The sequence below is a fragment of the Saccharothrix obliqua genome, from assembly GCF_019375475.1.
In the GTDB taxonomy this organism is placed as follows: Bacteria; Actinomycetota; Actinomycetes; order Mycobacteriales; family Pseudonocardiaceae; genus Actinosynnema; species Actinosynnema obliqua.
Map to the genome: position 1 here is coordinate 695,253 of NZ_JAHXGQ010000004.1, position 17,496 is coordinate 712,748.

Consider the following 17,496-nt stretch of genomic DNA (forward strand, 5'->3'; position numbering starts at 1 on the left):
AGGGAGGCTCCCTGATAGTTACGGGGCCGGGATCTATCAGGCAGGCTCCCTGAAAGATACGCCGACCAGGATCTATCAGGCAGGCTCCCTGAGAGATACGCCGACCGGGAACTATCAGGCAGGCTCCCTGAAAGTTAGGCGGGCTGTCGACCCTTCCGGCGGGCTTCCCGGTGGTGGCCGCCGTGCCGCCCACTGCGGCGCGGTGGGCGTCAGATGAACCCGTTGCGCACCGCGTACGCGGCGGCGTGGGCGCGGTTGCGGACGCCGAGCCTCGTCATCAGGTCGTGCAGGGTGTTGCGCACGGTGTGCTCGGACCACCCCATCGCGGCGGCGATCTCCGCGTTGCTGTGGCCGTCGGCGACGAGGCTGAGGACCCGCAGGTCCCGGTCCGACAGGTGGGGCGAGGCGGCCATGACCGCCAGTGTACGAGGGGTTCGATCACCTCCCCGCGATCTCGCGGACCAGGGCGGTGAAGCCCTCGGCCAGCGCCGCGGCGGCGGGTTCGGTGTAGAGGGCGCGGTCGTAGTGCAGCGTGCCCGCCACACCGCCCGCCGCGTCGCGGACGGTGATCATCACGTCGAACGGGTTGCCGCCCTGCCCGACGCGCCACGGCGTCACGGCCACGCCCGGCAGCACCAGCCGGTCGACCAGGGAGCCGAGGGCCTGGAACGCGACCTGCGCCACCGGGTTGCGGGTCAGGTCGCGGGGCGGGCGGACCGCCGCGACGATCCGGTCGAACGGCGTGCCCTGGTGGCGGAACGCCCCCACCACCGCGTCCCGCACCTCGGGCAGCACATCCGCGTACCCCTCCCCCGGCAGGCGGAAGCGCAGCGGCAACGTGTTGACGAACAGGCCGATCGCGTCCTCCGCCGCCACCGACTCCCGGTTGCCGGTGAACGTGGCGACCACCAGGTCACGCCGCCCGGTGAGCCGCCGCAGGTAGAGGGCGAACGCGGCGAGCAACGCCACGTAGTCCGTCGCGCCGGCCGGTCGCGCCACCGCACGCAGCCGGTCGACCACGTCGGCCGGCAGGGTGAACTCCACCGCCCCCTCGACGTGCTCCCGCCGGTCCGGCCGGGGCAGGTCGCCGGGCACCTCCAGCACCGGCGGCGCGCCCGCGAGCCGGTCCCGCCAGTACGCCGGTCCCGCCGGGTCGGGCCGCTCCGGCGGCACCGGCGGCAGCGGCGGCAGGCGCTCACCGCGGTACAGGGCCGCGAGGTCGCGCCACAGCACGGCCATCGACGTGTCGTCGGCGGTGATGTGGTGGATCACCGCGATCAACGTGAACCGGTCGGCCGCCGCCCGCACCAGGACCAGCCGCAGCAGCGGACCGCGCGCCAGGTCGAACGGGCGGGCGACCGCACCGGCCAGGAACTGCTCCGCCGACCCCTCGACGACGGTCAGCGCCAGGTCCTCGGTCCCGACCTCGGCCCGGGGCACACCGCGTTCGGCGCGGTAGGTGGTGCGCAGCGACGCGTGCCGCCGGCCGAGGGCGACGACGGCCGCGCGCAACGCCTCCACGTCGATGTCGCCGACGCACTGGTACGCCTCGTACATCGAATACTCCGGGGACGGCCCGGAGAGCTGGTCGAGGAACCACATGCGCTGCTGCGCCGCGGACAACCCACCGGGCTCGGCGGCGACGGGCCGGTCCGGCGGTGTCGCCGTGATCAGCTCGGCCAACGCCGCCGGGGTGGGCGCGGCGAACAGGTCGGCGACCGTCACGCGGCGGCCGAACGCGGCGGCGAGGCGCGCGCAGACCCTGGTCGCGGCCAGCGACTGCCCGCCCAGGTCCAGGAACGGGTCGTGCACGCCGACCGGGCGCACGCCCAGCACCTCCGCCCAGGTGTCGGCGACGACGCGTTCGGCGTCATCACGCGGCAGCACCAGGGGCACGGCGAGGTCCGGGCGGTGGTCGCCGGGGTCGGGCAGCGCGGCGCGGTCGGTCTTGCCGCTCGGTGTCAGGGGCAACGCGGGCAACGGCACCCAGGCGGTCGGCAGCACGGCCTCGGGCAGGGTCCGCGCGAGGTGCGTGCGCAGCGCGGCGCCCAGCGGTGGTTCGCCGACCGGCACGAAGTACGCGACCAGCCGGTCGTCCCGCACGGCGGCGACGGCGGCCCGGACGTCGGGGTGACGCAGCAGGGCGGCTTCGACCTCGCCGAGTTCGACGCGGTTGCCGTGCAGCTTGACCTGGTGGTCGAGGCGGCCGTGGTAGGCGATCGTGCCGTCCGGCAGCCATGACGCCAGGTCCCCGCTGTGGTAGAGCCGTTCGCCCGGCGTCTCCGCGAAGGGGTTGGGCACGAACCGTTCCGCGGTCAACGCCGGCCGCCCCAGGTAGCCGCGCGCCAACTGCACCCCGGCGATCATCAGCTCGCCTTGCCCGTCGGTCTCGTTGAGGTCGTCGTCCACGACGTGGATGCGGGTGTTGCTCACCGGGCGACCGATCGTCACCCTCTCCCCCGGCAGGCACGGCCCGGCGGTCACGTCGACCGCGGCCTCCGTCGGACCGTACAAATTGTGCAACCCACAACCCACCACCCGGTGGAACAACTCCGCCAAATCACCCGGCAACACCTCACCACTGCACAACACCAGACGCAACGGCAACACCGGCAACGACCGATCCAAAAACACCCGCAACATCGACGGCACAAAATGCGCCACCGTCACACCACGATCCACCATCACCCGAGCCAGGTACTCCGGATCACGATGCCCACCCGGCTCCGCCACCACCAACGTCGCACCCACCGACAACGTCCAGAAAAACTCCCACACCGACACATCAAAACCAAAAGGAGTCTTCTGCAACACCCGATCCGACACACCCAACCCGTACACCGACTGCGCCCACCGCAACCGATTCACCACCGCACGATGCTCAACCACCACACCCTTCGGCAACCCCGTCGAACCCGACGTGTAAATCACATACGCCGCATTGTCCCCACACACACCCGAGGCCACGGGCGTGGCCGACGCAGTGGTTTCCGCGACGAATTCCCGCGTGATCACGAGGCAGGCGCCGGAGTCCTCGACCATGAAGTCCAGCCGCTCAACCGGGTACTCCGGGTCCAACGGCAGGTACGCCCCACCCGCCTTCAACACCCCGAGCAACGCGACGACCAGCTCCGCACAGCGGGGCATCCGCACACCGACAACCGATTCCGGCCCGACGCCGAGCACGCGCAACCGGGCGGCGAGCGCGTCGGCACGGGCGTGCAACTCCTCGTAGGTCAGCACGACGTCACCCGCGACGACGGCGACATCACCGACGTGGACACCCTCGTCCAGCAGGTCGAGCAGGGTCGTCATGCGTCCTCGCCCACGGTCACGCGGCGACGGGCCGCGATGATCGGCGTCTGCCGGGGGTAGTCGGCGATCGCGACGGACAACGCCTCGACGGTCGGGTGATCGAACACGGCCCGCACGGGCACGGCCACGCCGAGCGCGGACCGCAGGCGCATGGCGATCCGGTTGGCCAGCAACGAGTGGCCGCCCCGGTCGAAGAAGTCGTCGTGCACCCCGACCTCCGCGACGCCGAGCGCGTCCGCCCACACGCCGGCCACCAGTTCCTCGGTCGGCGTGCGCGGTGCCACGTGGGCCTGCTCCGGCACACCGTCCGGCACGGGCAGCGCGGCGCGGTCGAGCTTGCCCGCCGGGGTGCGCGGGAAGGCGTCGAGGACGACCAGCGCGCTGGGCACCAGGTAGTCCGGCAGGACGCCCGCCAACGACCGCCGCAGCCCGGCGGTGGACACCTCGCCCACGACGTAGCCGGCGAGTTCGAGGCCACCGGCCGCGGTCGGGAACGGCCGCACGGCCGCCTCGCGGACACCCGGCTGGGCCAGCAGCGCCGCCTCCACCTCGCCGGGTTCGACGCGGTGGCCGCGGATCTTCACCTGGTGGTCGACGCGTCCCAGGACGTCCACTCGCCCGTCCGCGTGCCGGCGGGCCAGGTCGCCGGTGCGGTAGAGCCGCGCGCCCGGCGTCGACGAGTGCGGGTCCGGCACGAACCGCTCCGCGGTCAACGCGGGCCGGCCGAGGTAGCCGCGGGCGAGCCCGACACCGCCCAGGTGCACCTCGCCCACGACACCCGGCGGCACCGGCTCGCCACGCCAGTCCAGCAGGCGCACGTCCGTGCCCGCCACCGGTTCCCACGGGTCGGCGGTGTCGGCGGGGACGCGTGCGACGGTGGACCAGATGGTCGTCTCGGTGGGGCCGTAGAGGTCCCACAGCTCGGCACCGCCGGCGGTGAGCACGCGTGCCAGGTCGGCGGTCAGCTTCTCGCCGCCGGACAACACGGTGAGCCCCTTGGGCGGCACCCACCCGGAGTCGACCAGCACCCGCAGGCCGGAGGGCGTCGCCTGCACCACCGACACGCCGGTCCGGGTCATCAACTCGACCTGCCGGTGCGGGTCGACCGCCTCGTCACCCGTGGCGATCACGGTCCGGCCGCCGACCACCAGCGGCAGGTACAGCTCCAGGGCGGAGATGTCGAACGACACGGTGGTCAGCGCGAGCACCGCCGCGCCGGCGGCCAGGCCGGGGCGGTCGCGCATGGACAGCAGGAAGTTGCCGAGCGCGCCGTGGCCGACCATGACGCCCTTGGGCCGGCCGGTCGAGCCGGAGGTGTAGATGACGTAGGCCAGGTCGTCGGGGTCCGGTTCGCGTGGTGTCACGTGTGCCGCGTCGCCGGTGTCCTCACCGGCCAGGACGACGGGCGCGGTCGTGCCGTCGAGCAGGCCGGTGAGGGCCGGTCCGGTCACCACCGCGTCGGCGCCGGAGTCGGTCAGCACGTGCTCGACGCGGCGCGCGGGGTAACGCGGGTCCACGGGCACGTAGGCCGCGCCCGCGCGGTGCACGGCCAGCGGCGCGACCAGGGTGTCCACGCCACGCTCCAGGAGGACCGCCACCAGCGAGCCCCGGCCGATCCCGATCGCACGCAGCCGCGCGGCGAGCGCGCTCACCCGGGCGTCGAGTTCCCGGTAGGTCAGCGTGGTCGGTCCGGCCTCCACCGCGACGGCGTCCGGGTGGTCGCGCACCGCGGCGGCGAACAGCCCCGGCAGCGTCGCCCGCAGCGCCGGGGGCGCGGGCGTGCCGCGCAACGCGGCTTCCCGGTCCGCTTCGGGAAGGCGGACGAGCCGCGGGTCGTCGCCCGCGCACGCCCGTTCCAGGACGTGCCGGTAGACGCGTGCCAGCAGTTCCAGGTGGTGCGCGCTCACCCGGTGGGTGAACGCCTCCAGCACGAACGCGCCCGGTGTCGTGGACACCGAGAGCCCGAACTCGTTGGGCGTGCTGTCCTCCACGCCGTCGAGCGCGACCAGGTCCGCGTCGAGCACGTGCATGTCGGTGTGGTTGAAGAAGACGTCCACGAGCGGCGTCGCGCCGCCCCACGCGGCCTGCATGGCGGGCAGCGGGAAGTGCCGGTGCGGCCACGACGCGGTCTCCGCCGCGAACACGTCACGCGCCAGCTCCGCCCACGACCCGGCGGTGGACCGCACCAGCAGCGGGACGGTGTTGAGGAACATGCCGCGCACCAGGTCGCCGTCGGCGCGTTCCAGCCGGCCGTTGGTGACGTAGCCGGTGTGGAACACCGGGTCGCCCTCGGTCACGCCGGACACCACGCGCAACGCGGTGAGGTGGGCGGCGAAGAGCAGGCTCTTGAGCGGCACGCCGGCCGCCGCGGCGACCGCCGCGACGGGCAGGTCCGCGATCGGCACCCGCCTGGTCCGGTACACGCCGTCGTCCTCGCCCGCCCACGCCGCCGGCACGGTGAACCCGGCGACGCCGACGACCCGGGCCGCCCAGAACTCGCGGTCCTCGGCCGACTCCAGGGACACCAGTTCCCGGGCCACGGTGTCGGCGAAGCGGACGGCGGGCGGGGTGGTGGACCACCGCGCACCGGAACGCACCGCGCGGTAGGCGTCCAGCAGCTCGGCGACCAGGGAGTTCTGGCTCCACCCGTCGAGGATCGCGTGCACGTAGCCGAACGTCAGCCGCCACTCGCGGTCGGTGAACCGGTGGACGTGCAGGCGCAGCAGGCCCGGCCGGGTCAGGTCGAACGGGCGGGCCCGGTCGGCGGCGAGGGAGTCGCGCAGCCGCGCCGCCCTGGTGTCGGGGTCGAGCCCACGCAGGTCGGTGCAGCCCAGCTCGACCTCGGCCGCGGCGTGCACGAACTGCCGGGGCACGTCGCCGTCGGCCAGGTGGATCGAGGTGCGCAGGATCTCGTGCTTGTCCGTGAGCAGCCGCACGGCTTCGCGCAACGCGGCCAGGTCGAACGCGCCGTCGTCGTGGACGGGGTAACCGAGCGAGTTGACGTACAGGCCGCGGTCGACGCCCGCGAGCATCAGGTGCGCCATCCCCGCCTGCGCCAGGGTGAGCGGGTAGGCGTCCACCACGTCGGCGGGCAACGCGGCCCGCTGCCCGGCGGCGAGCAGGGCGAACGGCGCGACGCCGGGCAGCGGCGCGGCGACCGGCGCGCCGGCGAGCCCGGCCGCGAGGTCGGCCACGCGCTGCCGGCGGAACAGGTCCTGGACGCTGATCTCCACACCCCGCGCGCGCAGCAGGCCGACGACCCGGATCGCGCGCAGCGAGTCGCCGCCCAGTTCGAAGAAGCCGTCCTCCGCGCCGACCCGCGTAGCGCCGGTCGCCTCGGCGAACGCGGCGGCGACCACCTCCTCGGCCGAGGTGCGCGGCGCGACGAAACCAGTCGGCGGGCGCACCGCGGTGGGTGCGGGCAACGCCTTGCGGTCGGTCTTGCCGCTGGGCGTCAGCGGCAACGCCGCCAGCACGGTCCAGGCGGCGGGGAGCATCGTCTCGGGCAGCGACCGGGCGAGGTGGTCCCGCAACTCGGCCGGTGTCGGCGGCTCGGCGGTCGGCACGACGTAGCCGACCAAGCGGTCGTCGTGCACGGCGACGGCGGCGGCACGCACCGCGGGGTGACGCAGCAGGGCGGCTTCGACCTCGCCGGGTTCGATGCGGTTGCCGTGCAGCTTGACCTGGTGGTCGATGCGCCCGAGGTAGTCGATCGTGCCGTCCGGCAGGAGCCTGACCAGGTCACCGGTGTGGTAGAGCCGTTCGCCCGGCGTCTCCGCGAAGGGGTTGGGCACGAACCGTTCCGCGGTCAACGCCGGCCGCCCCGGGTAGCCGCGCGCCAACTGCACCCCGGCGATCACCAGTTCGCCCGGGACGCCGACGGGCACGAGGCGCAGTTCCTCGTCCACGACGTGGATGCGGGTGTTGCTCACCGGGCGACCGATCGTCACCCTCTCCCCCGGCACACACCGCCCCGCGGTCACGTCGACCGCGGCCTCCGTCGGACCGTACAGATTGTGCAACCCACAACCCACCACCCGGTGGAACAACTCCGCCAAATCACCCGGCAACACCTCACCACTGCACAACACCAGACGCAACGGCAACACCGGCAACGAACCAGCCAAAAACACCCGCAACATCGACGGCACAAAATGCGCCACCGTCACACCACGATCCACCATCACCCGAGCCAGGTACTCCGGATCACGATGCCCACCCGGCTCCGCCACCACCAACGTCGCACCCACCGACAACGTCCAGAAAAACTCCCACACCGACACATCAAAACCAAAAGGAGTCTTCTGCAACACCCGATCCGACACACCCAACCCGTACACCGACTGCGCCCACCGCAACCGGTTCACCACCGCACGATGCTCAACCACCACACCCTTCGGCAACCCCGTCGAACCCGACGTGTAAATCACATAAGCCGCATTACCCGGAACCACCCCCGACACCACGGGGGTGTCCGGCTCGTCCAGGTCCGCCAGGTCGCCCGGCGTGATCACGAGGCGTGCCCCGGAGTCCGCGACCATGAAGTCCAGCCGCTCAGCCGGGTACTCCGGGTCCAACGGCAGGTACGCCCCACCCGCCTTCAACACCCCGAGCAACGCGACCACGAGTTCGACACCGCGCTCCAACCGGACGCCGACGACCGTCTCCGGGCCGACGCCGAGCGCACGCAGGCGGTGCGCGGCCTGGTTGGACCGGGCGTCCAGCTCGGCGGCGGTGAGCGCGGTGTCCCCGGCGACCACCGGGCCGAGGCCGCCGAGCAGGTCCACCAGCGTGCCGCCGGGGTGGTCGACCACCTCGCCGGACAGGCGGCGCAGCTCGGCCTCCTCGCCGGCGGTCAGCCAGGGCAGGTCGGCGACCCGGGTCGCCGGGTCGTCCACGACACCACGCAGCAGGGTGGCGAAGTGGCCCGCCATCCGCTCGACCGTGCTCCGGTCGAACAGGGCGACGGGGTACTCCAGGACGCCGTGGAGGGCGCCGTCGGGTTGCTCGGTGATCTCCAGGGTCAGGTCGAACTTGGCGCTGCGCCACGGGGAGTGCAGCGGTTCGCCACGCAGCCCGGCGGCGGAGAAGTCGGCGCGCTCGGTGTTCTGGAGCACGAACATCGCCTGGAACAGCGGTGAGCGGGAGAGGTCGCGGTCCGGGGACAGCTCGTCCACCAACCGCTCGAACGGCGTCTCCTGGTGGGTCAGCGCGTCGAGCACCTCCTGCCGCACCCGACCGAGGAGGTCGGTGAACGCGACCGCCGGGTCCACCTCGGCCCGCAGCACGAGGGTGTTGAGGAACAACCCGACCATGTCGTGCGTCTCGGCGCGGGTGCGACCGGCGACGGGCGTGCCCACGGTGAGGTCGCGCTGCCCGGCGTAGCGGGACAGCAGGACCTGGTACGCCGCGAGCAGCACGGCGAACAACGTCGCGCGGTGCGCCGAGGCCAGTCCGGCGAGGCGGCCGGCCACCCCGGCGTCCACGGTGAACCGCACCAGGTCGCCACGCGGGTCGTGCACGGCGGGCCGGGGCCGGTCGGTGGGCAGCGCCAGCACCGGCGCGCCCGCGAGCCGGGCGCGCCAGTGGTCGAGCCCGCGCGTGACCGCGGCACCCGTCACGTGCTCCCGGTGCCAGGCCGCGAAATCGGCGTACTGGGCCCGCAGCGGTGGGCGTTCCCGGCCCTCGTAGCAGGCGGCGAGGTCCTTGGCCACGACGGACGCGGACCACCCGTCGTAGGCGATGTGGTGCGCCACCAGCAGCAGCACGGGGTCGCCGGCCGGTGGCCGCAGCACCCGCAACCGCGCCGGCGGTCCGGCGGCCAGGTCGAACGGGCGGGCCGCCTCGTCCAGCGTCGCCGCCGCCACGTCCTCGACGTCCACGGCCCGGAAGTCCACCACGACCGGTCCGACGACCTGCGCGGGTGCGCCGTCGTGCTCGACGTAGGTGGTGCGCAGCACCTCGTGCCGCCGGACGACGCGGGTCCACGCGTCCCGCAGCCGCGGCACGTCGAGGTCGCCGCGCAACCGCCACGCGGAGGTCACCACGTACTCGGCGCCACCCGGCCGCAACCGGTCCAGGAACCACATCCGCCGCTGCGCGCCCGACAGCTCCAGCGGGCCGAACCGGTCCGCGGCCGGGATGGCGTCCACCTTCGCCGGTGTCGTGCCCCGCAGGTAGCGCTCCAGCAACTCCTGCCGTCGTCCGGCGGCGTCCTTCGACCCGTCGCTCATGCCCATCCCCCGGTGGCTCCCGCGCGTCAGGCGGAGGCGTCGGCCGCCATGCGGCGGCGCAGGCTCAACGGGCGCATGTCGGTCCACACCCGGTCGATGTGGTCCAGGCAGGTCTGCTTCGGGCCGCGGACGCCCTCGTAGCGCCAGCCGGAAGGCAGTTCGCGGTCCACGGGCCAGATGGAGAACTGCTCCTCGTGGTTCACCACCACGCCGTAGGTGCGCTCGTCGTCGCTCATGCGTCCTCCCCAGTCGGTCGGACGCCGAGCGTGCCCGGCGGTGTGCGCCCCGACAAGGAACAAACACGCAGCAACGCTCACGCGCTGACATCCCTGTGCCGGGGGCCCGCCCGCGGTCACCCTGACGCCCATGAGCCTGCCGCTGTCCTTCCCACAGGAGCGCCTGTGGTTCCTCGACGTGCTGCGCCCCGGCGGCAGCGAGTACCTGCTGCCCCTGGCGCTGCACCTGGGCGGCGACCTGGACGTGCCCACCCTCGCCGCGGCGCTGGCCACCGTGGTCTCCCGGCACGAGGTGCTGCGCACCCGCTACCCCGGCCGCGGTGGCACGCCGGAGCAGGTGGTGGACGAGCCGGGCCCGGTGGCGCTGCCCGTGGTCGACGCCGCACCGGACGAGGTGGCGGCGCTGGTGGAGGCGGAGCTGGCGCACGGGTTCGACCTGGCGGCGCAGTGGCCGCTGCGGGCCCGGTTGCTGCGGCTGTCGCCGGTCGAGCACGTGTTGGTGTTCGTGGTGCACCACATCGCGTTCGACGGGTGGTCCTGGGACGTGTTCGCCCGCGAGCTGGCCGCCGCGTACGGCGGCGCCCGGTTGCCCGAACCCCCGGTGCAGTACGCGGATTTCGCCGCGTGGCAACGGGAGTCGGCGGTGGACCAGGCCGGGCAGCTCGCGTTCTGGCGCGAGCGGTTGGCGGGCCTGGCGCCGCTGGAGCTGCCCGCCGACCGACCCCGCCCGGCGGAGTGGGACCCCGCGGGCGCGGCCGTGCGCGTGGCCGTGCCCGCCGGGTTGGCCGGGCGGCTGGCCGATCTCGGCCGGGCGCGGCGGGCTACGCCGTTCATGGTGCTGCTGGCCGCCTACAAGGTCTTCCTGCACCGGCACACCGGCGGCACGGACATCGCCGTGGGCTGCCCGGTGGCGGGTCGGCCGCTGGCGGAGGTGGAGGACCTGGTCGGGTTGTTCGTCAACACCCTGGTGCTGCGCACCGACCTGGGCGGCGACCCGACCTTCGAGCGGCTGCTCGACCGGGTCGCGGACACGGCGCTGGCCGCGTTCAGCCACGAGGACGTGCCGTTCGAGCGGCTGGTGGCCGAGTTCGAGCCGGACCGCGACCTGTCCCGCAACCCGCTGGTGCAGGTCTCGTTCGGGTTGAGCGAGATCGCCGACGACCGGTTCGCGCTGCCCGGCCTGGTGGTGCGGGAGGTCGACGTCGCGTGGACGGCCTCGTCGTTCGACCTCGGCCTGCACTTCGAACGCCGACCGGACGGCGCGTTGACCGGCTACCTGACCTACCCGACCGCGTTGTTCGACGCCGACACCGCCGAGCGGATGGCGCAGCGGTACGTGCGGCTGCTGGAGAGCGTCGCCGCGACGCCGGCGCGGCCGATCAGCGAGCTGGAGCTGCTGCCGGACGCCGAGCGCCGGCTGCTGGTGGACGAGTGGGGCGCCGTGCCGTGGGCGGGTGAGGTGCCGGGGTGCTTCCCCGAGCTGTTCGCCACGCGCGCCGCCGCGCACCCGGACAAGCCGGCCGTGTGGTTCGGCGACGGTGAGCTGACCTACGGCGAGCTGGACGCCCGGTCCACGCGCCTGGCCCGCCGGCTGCGGTCGCTGGGGCTGGGTCGCGGCGCGACGGTGGGCGTGTGCCTGGAACGGGGCCCGGAGGCCGTGGTCGCCATGGTCGGCGTGCTCAAGTCGGGCGCCGCGTACGTGCCGTTCGACCCGGCGAACCCCGCCGACCGGCTGGCCTTCCTGGTCGCGGACGCACGGGTCGGCGCGGTGGTGGCCCGGTCCGGCGCGGCCGGGCTGTTCCCCGGCCGCCCGGTGATCGACCCGGACGACGTGGCCGACGAGTCGGCCGACCGCCCGGACTGGGTGGTGGAACCGGGCGACGCCGCGTACGTGATCTACACCTCCGGTTCGACCGGCCGCCCGAAGGGCGTGGTGGTCGAGCACGGGTCCTACGCCCAGCACTCGCTGGTGATCGCCGAGCAGTACCGCATCACGGAGTCCGACCGGGTGTTGTCGTTGGCGTCGCTGGCGTTCGACGGCTCGCTGGAGCAGATCGGCGCGCCGCTGCTGGCGGGCGCGACGGTGCTGCTGAGCGACCCGCTGTTCTGGACGCCGGAGGAGCTGGCCGAGCGGTTGCGGCGGTTCCGCGTCACGAGCGTGAACCTCACCCCGCACTACTACCGCGAGCTGATGACCGCGGTCAGCCCCGACGACGTCCGGTCGCTGCGGATGGTCAACGTGGGCGCGGACGTGGTGACCGTGGACGACGCCCGCCGCTGGCACGAGCTGGGCGCGCCGGCTCGTTTCGTGGCCTGTTACGGCCCGACGGAGGCGACGATCTCCAGCTACCTGCACGAGGCGGCGGAACGGGACCTGGGCGCGCCGACGCTGCCCATCGGCCGACCGGTGCCCGGCACCTCCGCGCACGTGCTGGACGACCGCGGTCGCCCGTCACCCGTGGGCGTGCCGGGCGAACTGCATTTGGGCGGCCGGCGGGTCGCACGGGGCTACCTGGGGCGGCCCGCGCTGACCGCCGACCGGTTCGTGCCCGACCCGTTCTCCGGCGTGCCGGGTGCGCGCCTGTACCGGACCGGCGACCTGGCCAGGGTGCGTGGCGACGGCGCGGTGGAGTTCCTGGGCCGCATCGACGACCAGGTCAAGATCCGGGGTTTCCGGATCGAGCTGGGCGAGGTCGAGGCGGTGCTCAACGCGCAGCCGGCGGTGCGGGCGGCGGCCGTGGTCACCCGGGACCTGCCCGACCCGCAGCTGGTCGCCTACGTGGTGCCCGCCGGCGCGGACGCCGACACCGACGCGTTGCGGGAGGCGTTGCGCGCCCAGCTGCCGGAGTACATGGTGCCGGGCCTGTGGGTGGCGCTGCCCGAGCTGCCGCTCACCCCGAGCCGCAAGGTCGACCGCGCCGCCCTGCCCGCCCCGGTGGCGCCGGAGCGGGCCGCCCGCGTCGCGCCCGCGTCCGGGGTGGAGCGCGCCATCGCCGACATCTGGCGGGAAGTGCTGCCCACCGGCGATTTCGGCACGCACGACGACTTCTTCCACCTGGGCGGCCACTCCCTGCTGGCGACCAGGGTGCTGTCCCGGCTCCGCAAGCGGTTCGACGTGCGGATCACCCTGCGCCACCTGTTCACCGCGCGCACCGTCGCCGCGCTGGCGGCGGTCGTGGAGGAAGCTGGTGGCCGGGGCTGACCTCAGACCGACACGGCGTCCACGTCCTCGTCCGACAGGCCCTCGACGTGCGCCACCACGGCGTCGTGGATCCGCGCCGCCGACTCCGCCACCGTGGGGAAGTCGAACAGGCTGCGCACCGGCAGCTCGACCGGGAACCGCTCGGCGACCAGGGCCACGAACCTGGTCGCCAGCAGCGAGTGCCCGCCCAGGTCGGCGAAGAAGTCGTCGTGCACGCCGACCCGCTCCACGCCGAGCAGGTCCTGCCAGATCCCGGCGACGACCTCCTCCACCGGCGTGCGCGGCGCGACGTACGCGACGGTCGCCGCGCCGGGCACGGCGAGGGCGGCCCGGTCGATCTTGCCGTTCGGGGTGACGGGCAGCTCGGGCACGAACGACCACAGCCCGGGCACCATGTGGTCGGGCAGCCGCTCGGCCAGGAACGCGCGCAGCTCGTCCGCGGTGGCGTCGCCGACGACGTGGGCGACCAGCACCCGGTCGGCCTCGTCGCGGTCGTGGGTGGTCACCACCGCGATGCGCACGGCGGGGTGGGCGACCAGCGCCGCCTCCACCTCGCCCAGCTCCACCCGGAAACCACGCACCTTCACCTGGTGGTCCAGGCGGCCGAAGAACTCGACCACCCCGTCCGCGCGGACGCGGGCCTCGTCACCGGTGCGGTAGACGCGGTCCCCGTCGCCGGTCGGGTCGGGCACGAAGCGCTCCGCGGTCAGCGACGGCCGGTCGTGGTACCCGCGGGCCAGGCCGGGGCCGCCGAGCAGCAGCTCGCCCCGACCGCCCCGGGGCAGCGGCACGCCGGAGGCGTCCGCGACGAACGCGCGGGTGTTGGCGATCGGCGTGCCGATCGGGATGGGGCCCAGGGTGTCGGCGACGGTCATGCCGCGCAGGGCGCAGGCGAACGTCGTGCACTCGGTGGGGCCGTAGCCGTTGCTCATCTCCGCGCCCACCTCCTCGATGACCCGCCGGGCCTGGACCGGCGGCACCACGTCGCCACCCGCGATCACGTGCCGCACGCCGGTCAACGCCTCGACCCCGGTGTCCACGACGTGCGCGAACAGACCGGAGCTGAGCCACAGCGTGGTGACCCCGTACCGGCGCACGGCCTCCCCGACGGCGGCGGCGGTCGGCGTGCCCGGCGGCAGCACGGCGAGCACCGCGCCGTTGGCCAGCGCGCCCCACAGCTCGAACGTCGACACGTCGAAGCACAGGGAGGTCAGCAGCAGGAACACCTGGTCGGTGGTGAAGTCCGCGAAGTCCGCGCCGTGCACGAGGCGCACGACGCCGCGGTGCGTGACCTGGACGCCCTTGGGCCGTCCCGTCGAACCCGACGTGTACATGGTGTAGATCAGGTTGTCCGGGTCGACCCGGACCGGCGGCGCGTCGGACGGCCCGGTCGCGAGGTCCGTCTCGTCCACCACCACGACCGACCGCGCCGCGGCGACCCGGTCCACCAGCGACCGCTGCGTGACCGCGACCGCCGCACCCGAGTCGGCCACCATGTACGCGAGGCGGTCGGCGGGGTAGTCGGGGTCCAGCGGCACGTAGCAGCCACCCGCCTTGAGGATGCCGAGCATCGCCACCAGCAGGTCCGGCCCGCGCTCCAGGCACAGCGCCACCGGCGCCTCCGGGCCGACGCCGTGTGCGCGCAGCACGTGCGCGAAGCGGTTGGCGCGGGTCTCCAGCTCGCCGTAGGTGAGGTCGCCGCCCGCCCAGCGGACCGCGACGGCGGCGGGCCGCGCGGACGCGTGCTCGGCGAACAACTCGTGCACGCACCGGTCCGGCAGCGGCACTTCGGGGCCACGCAGCAGATCAGTCACGGCCGCAGTATCCGACCGCCGGCGGGCGGCGCGGCAGAGACGAACCCGCACACTTTCCGACCGCGCTGTCACGTGTCGCGGCGCCGCGCCGTCCTCCCGGTGCACGGCTTGACGACGAGGGTACGGAGGCGGATGTGGCACGAGAGATCGTCGTGATCGGCGGCGGGCTGGCCGGGCTGGCGGCGAGCATCGCCTGCGCGGAGGCGGGGGCCGCGGTGACGTTGCACGAGGCGCACGCCACGCTCGGCGGCCGGGGTCGGACGACTCCGCCGCCGTACGTGGCCCACGAGGGCGCCCACGTGTTCTACGCCGACGGCCCGCACTGGAAGTGGCTGGTCGAGCGGGACCTGGTCGGCGACCTGGCCCGCATCCCGGCGCGGGCGGCCCTGGTGGCGGGTTTCCGGTACGGGGGCAGGCTGCGCCGCCGACCGTTCCCCGGCCTGGTGCGCATGATCCGCGACCGGCGGCGGTCCGCGCCCGTGGACCAGGACTTCGCGAGCTGGGCGGGCGCGCGGTACGGCGAGGAGGCCGCGCGGGCGGCGGCCAACGCGATCGCCGTGGTCACGTTCGACGCCGACACCGGACGGCTGTCTGCGGCGTTCGTGTGGGAGCTGCTGCACCGCGTGTTCGCACCGGCACCGCCCGCCGTCCGGTACGTCGTCGGCGGCTGGCCCACGGTGGTCGACCGGATGGCGCGGCGGGCGCGGGAACTGGGCGTGCGGATCGAGCTGAACTCACGGGTCTCGGAGATCCCGGACGCGCCCACCGTCGTGGCCACCGAACTGGCCAGCGCGCGTGCCCTGCTCGGCGACGACTCCCTGACCTGGGAGAGCGGCAACTGCGCCATGCTCGACCTCGCGGTGCACCGCAAGCGCGGCGACTTCTTCATCGTGTTCGACGCCGACCAGGGCGGCTTCCACGAGTGCTACACGATGCAGGACCCGTCCCTCGCGCCCGCGGGCCAGTCCCTGTTCCAGCTCGACATGCCCATCCGCGAGGGCGAGTCGCGTGCCGACGCGATGGCCCGGGTGGAGGCGTTGGCCGACCTCGCCGTCCCGGGCTGGCGGGAGCGCACCACCTGGAAGCGCCAGGCCGTCGCCCGCGGGCGCAGCGGCGCGCTCGACCTGCCGGGGCGGACGTGGCGCGACCGGCCGGCGATCGTGCGGGGCGGTGACGTGTTCCTGGCCGGCGACATGGTCGCCGCGCCGGGTATGCGTGGCGAGATCTCGTTGAACAGCGCGGTCGTCGCGGCGCGGGCGGCCGTGGAGGCGGCCGGCATCCCGGCCGCGCGGCGCTGACCCCGGTGCCGCACCCGCGTCGGGCAACGTGTGCGCGGGAAAGGCGTCGGTGAGTCCGGCGAGGGCGGCGGCCGGTTCGCGGGGCGCGCGGCCGGTCGCCCCGCCGCCGGCGACGAGGACCGTCCGGTGAGGACTGTCCGATGTCGAAGGCGCACCGACCGGCTGTGGTCGTGCTCCCGTGGTCCGAGGAAGCGCCGCCCCGTCCCGCGCTCCCCACCACGCACCGCCCCACCACGCACCACGCACCGCCCCACCACCCGCCGCTCCACCACCCGCCGCCCGACTCCGCGACGTCCTGCTCCGCGCCGCCCCGGCCCCGGTGTGGTCCAGCCCCGGCGCCGCCGCGCGACGTGGCGTCCCGAATCGCCGAACACGTTTTCCCCCGGTCGGTTCATTTCCCCGGAGCACGGCCCGCGTAACCTGGGTGACACGGTTCCCGAATCCACCGGACAAGGGGTAGCGGTGATCACCCACGTACGCAGCGTCAGTCTCGGCGTGCCGGACATGCACGCCGCCCGCGAATTCTACGAAAAGCACTGGCAATTAGACCTGGTGGGCACCGACGACGATCTGGTGTACCTCGGCGCGGGCTGCGCGGAAAACCACGTGGTGCGCCTGCGGGCGACACCGGAGTCCCGGGTCGACGTGCTCTCGTTCGCCGCCGAGTCACCCGCCGACGTCGACGCCGTCGCCGAGCGCGTCATCCGGCACCCGAGGGCGGCGCTGGTCGAGGAGCCCGGCACCGCGACCGACCCGAAAGACGGCCACCGCCTGCGGTTCCTCGACTTCGAGGGCCGCACCGTGGAGGTCGTGGCGGGCGCGGCGCGGCGGGAGTTCCGACCCGTGGAGCCGGGCGAGCACCGGCCGGTCGGGATCAGCCACGTCGTGCTCAACACCACCGACCTGATCGGTGCGAGCCATTTCTACGGCGCCGTGCTCGGTTTCCGCGTGTCGGACTGGGTGGAGGACGTCATGTGCTTCCTGCGCACCGGCAGCGCCCACCACGTCATCGCCTTCACGCGCGCGCCGCACGTTTCGCTGAACCACGTCGCATTCGAGCTGCGTGGTGTCGACGAATTCATGCGGGCGAGCGGCGCGATGCGTGGTCGTGGTTTCGAGCCGGTGTGGGGACCGGGGCGGCACGGGGTGGGCGAGAACACGTTCACTTATTTCCAGGACCCGTCCTCGCGATTCATCCTGGAATACACCTCGGACATGCTGCGGATCGAGGACGAGGAGCACTGGACGCCGCAGGTGTACCCGGCGAACGCCCAGACCAGCGACCAGTGGGGTGTCGGCAAGGCCCGGGACGAGCTGGTCTCCACCCTCCTGCGCGGCACCCCCGACCCGGGGCTGTGGACGCCGCCGCCGGTGTGAGCACCCGTCGAAGGAGGAGCT

General features: G+C 73.9%; 8 protein-coding genes. 3 read left to right on the forward strand and 5 right to left on the reverse strand.

Going from position 1 to position 17,496, the window contains the following annotated elements:
• Positions 1–209: 209 nt before the first annotated feature.
• The 4 genes from KZQ38_RS16490 to KZQ38_RS16505 are packed head-to-tail and all read right to left on the reverse strand — an operon-like array spanning position 210 to position 9,784.
• Positions 210–413, reverse strand: coding sequence for a helix-turn-helix domain-containing protein (locus KZQ38_RS16490; RefSeq protein WP_219442914.1), 204 nt, complete (start codon positions 411–413; stop codon positions 210–212).
• Between the two features lie 25 nt (positions 414–438).
• A complete protein-coding gene (locus KZQ38_RS16495) occupies positions 439–3,315 on the reverse strand; it encodes a non-ribosomal peptide synthetase (RefSeq protein ID WP_219442915.1) in 2,877 nt (958 codons plus the stop codon).
• A complete protein-coding gene (locus tag KZQ38_RS16500) occupies positions 3,312–9,548 on the reverse strand; it encodes a non-ribosomal peptide synthetase (protein ID WP_219442916.1) in 6,237 nt (2,078 codons plus the stop codon). The genes KZQ38_RS16495 and KZQ38_RS16500 overlap by 4 nt, the downstream gene beginning before the upstream one ends.
• 26 nt (positions 9,549–9,574) lie before the next feature.
• Positions 9,575–9,784 carry an MbtH family protein gene (locus KZQ38_RS16505; RefSeq protein WP_219442917.1) on the reverse strand — a complete coding sequence of 70 codons (210 nt, stop codon included), beginning with the start codon at positions 9,782–9,784 and terminating at the stop codon, positions 9,575–9,577.
• A gap of 130 nt (positions 9,785–9,914) precedes the next feature.
• On the opposite strand from KZQ38_RS16505, the gene KZQ38_RS16510 reads away from it, so the two are divergent.
• Positions 9,915–12,986 (forward strand): non-ribosomal peptide synthetase, encoded by a 3,072-nt coding sequence (locus KZQ38_RS16510; RefSeq protein ID WP_219442918.1) that lies wholly within the window; start codon positions 9,915–9,917, stop codon positions 12,984–12,986.
• A gap of 2 nt (positions 12,987–12,988) precedes the next feature.
• Here the strand turns inward: KZQ38_RS16510 and KZQ38_RS16515 are convergent, their stop codons facing one another.
• Complete coding sequence (locus KZQ38_RS16515) at positions 12,989–14,800, reverse strand: amino acid adenylation domain-containing protein (RefSeq protein ID WP_308258435.1); 1,812 nt, start codon at positions 14,798–14,800, stop codon at positions 12,989–12,991.
• 134 nt (positions 14,801–14,934) lie between these two features.
• On the opposite strand from KZQ38_RS16515, the gene KZQ38_RS16520 reads away from it, so the two are divergent.
• Both KZQ38_RS16520 and KZQ38_RS16525 read left to right on the forward strand, forming a co-directional pair.
• On the forward strand, positions 14,935–16,098 hold the full coding sequence (locus KZQ38_RS16520) for an FAD-dependent oxidoreductase (RefSeq protein WP_219442919.1): 1,164 nt from the start codon (positions 14,935–14,937) through the stop codon (positions 16,096–16,098).
• Between the two features lie 462 nt (positions 16,099–16,560).
• Positions 16,561–17,475, forward strand: coding sequence for a VOC family protein (locus KZQ38_RS16525; RefSeq protein WP_219442920.1), 915 nt, complete (start codon positions 16,561–16,563; stop codon positions 17,473–17,475).
• The last annotated feature ends 21 nt before the right edge of the window (positions 17,476–17,496 follow it).

Bases quoted from the DNA above. Each gene is read 5' to 3' on its own strand.
- KZQ38_RS16500 (WP_219442916.1), bottom strand. From the start codon at position 9,548: ATGAGCGACGGGTCGAAGGACGCCGCCGGACGACGGCAGGAGTTGCTG.
- KZQ38_RS16510 (WP_219442918.1), top strand. From the start codon at position 9,915: ATGAGCCTGCCGCTGTCCTTCCCACAGGAGCGCCTGTGGTTCCTCGAC.
- KZQ38_RS16495 (WP_219442915.1), bottom strand. From the start codon at position 3,315: ATGACGACCCTGCTCGACCTGCTGGACGAGGGTGTCCACGTCGGTGAT.
- KZQ38_RS16505 (WP_219442917.1), bottom strand. From the start codon at position 9,784: ATGAGCGACGACGAGCGCACCTACGGCGTGGTGGTGAACCACGAGGAG.
- KZQ38_RS16490 (WP_219442914.1), bottom strand. From the start codon at position 413: ATGGCCGCCTCGCCCCACCTGTCGGACCGGGACCTGCGGGTCCTCAGC.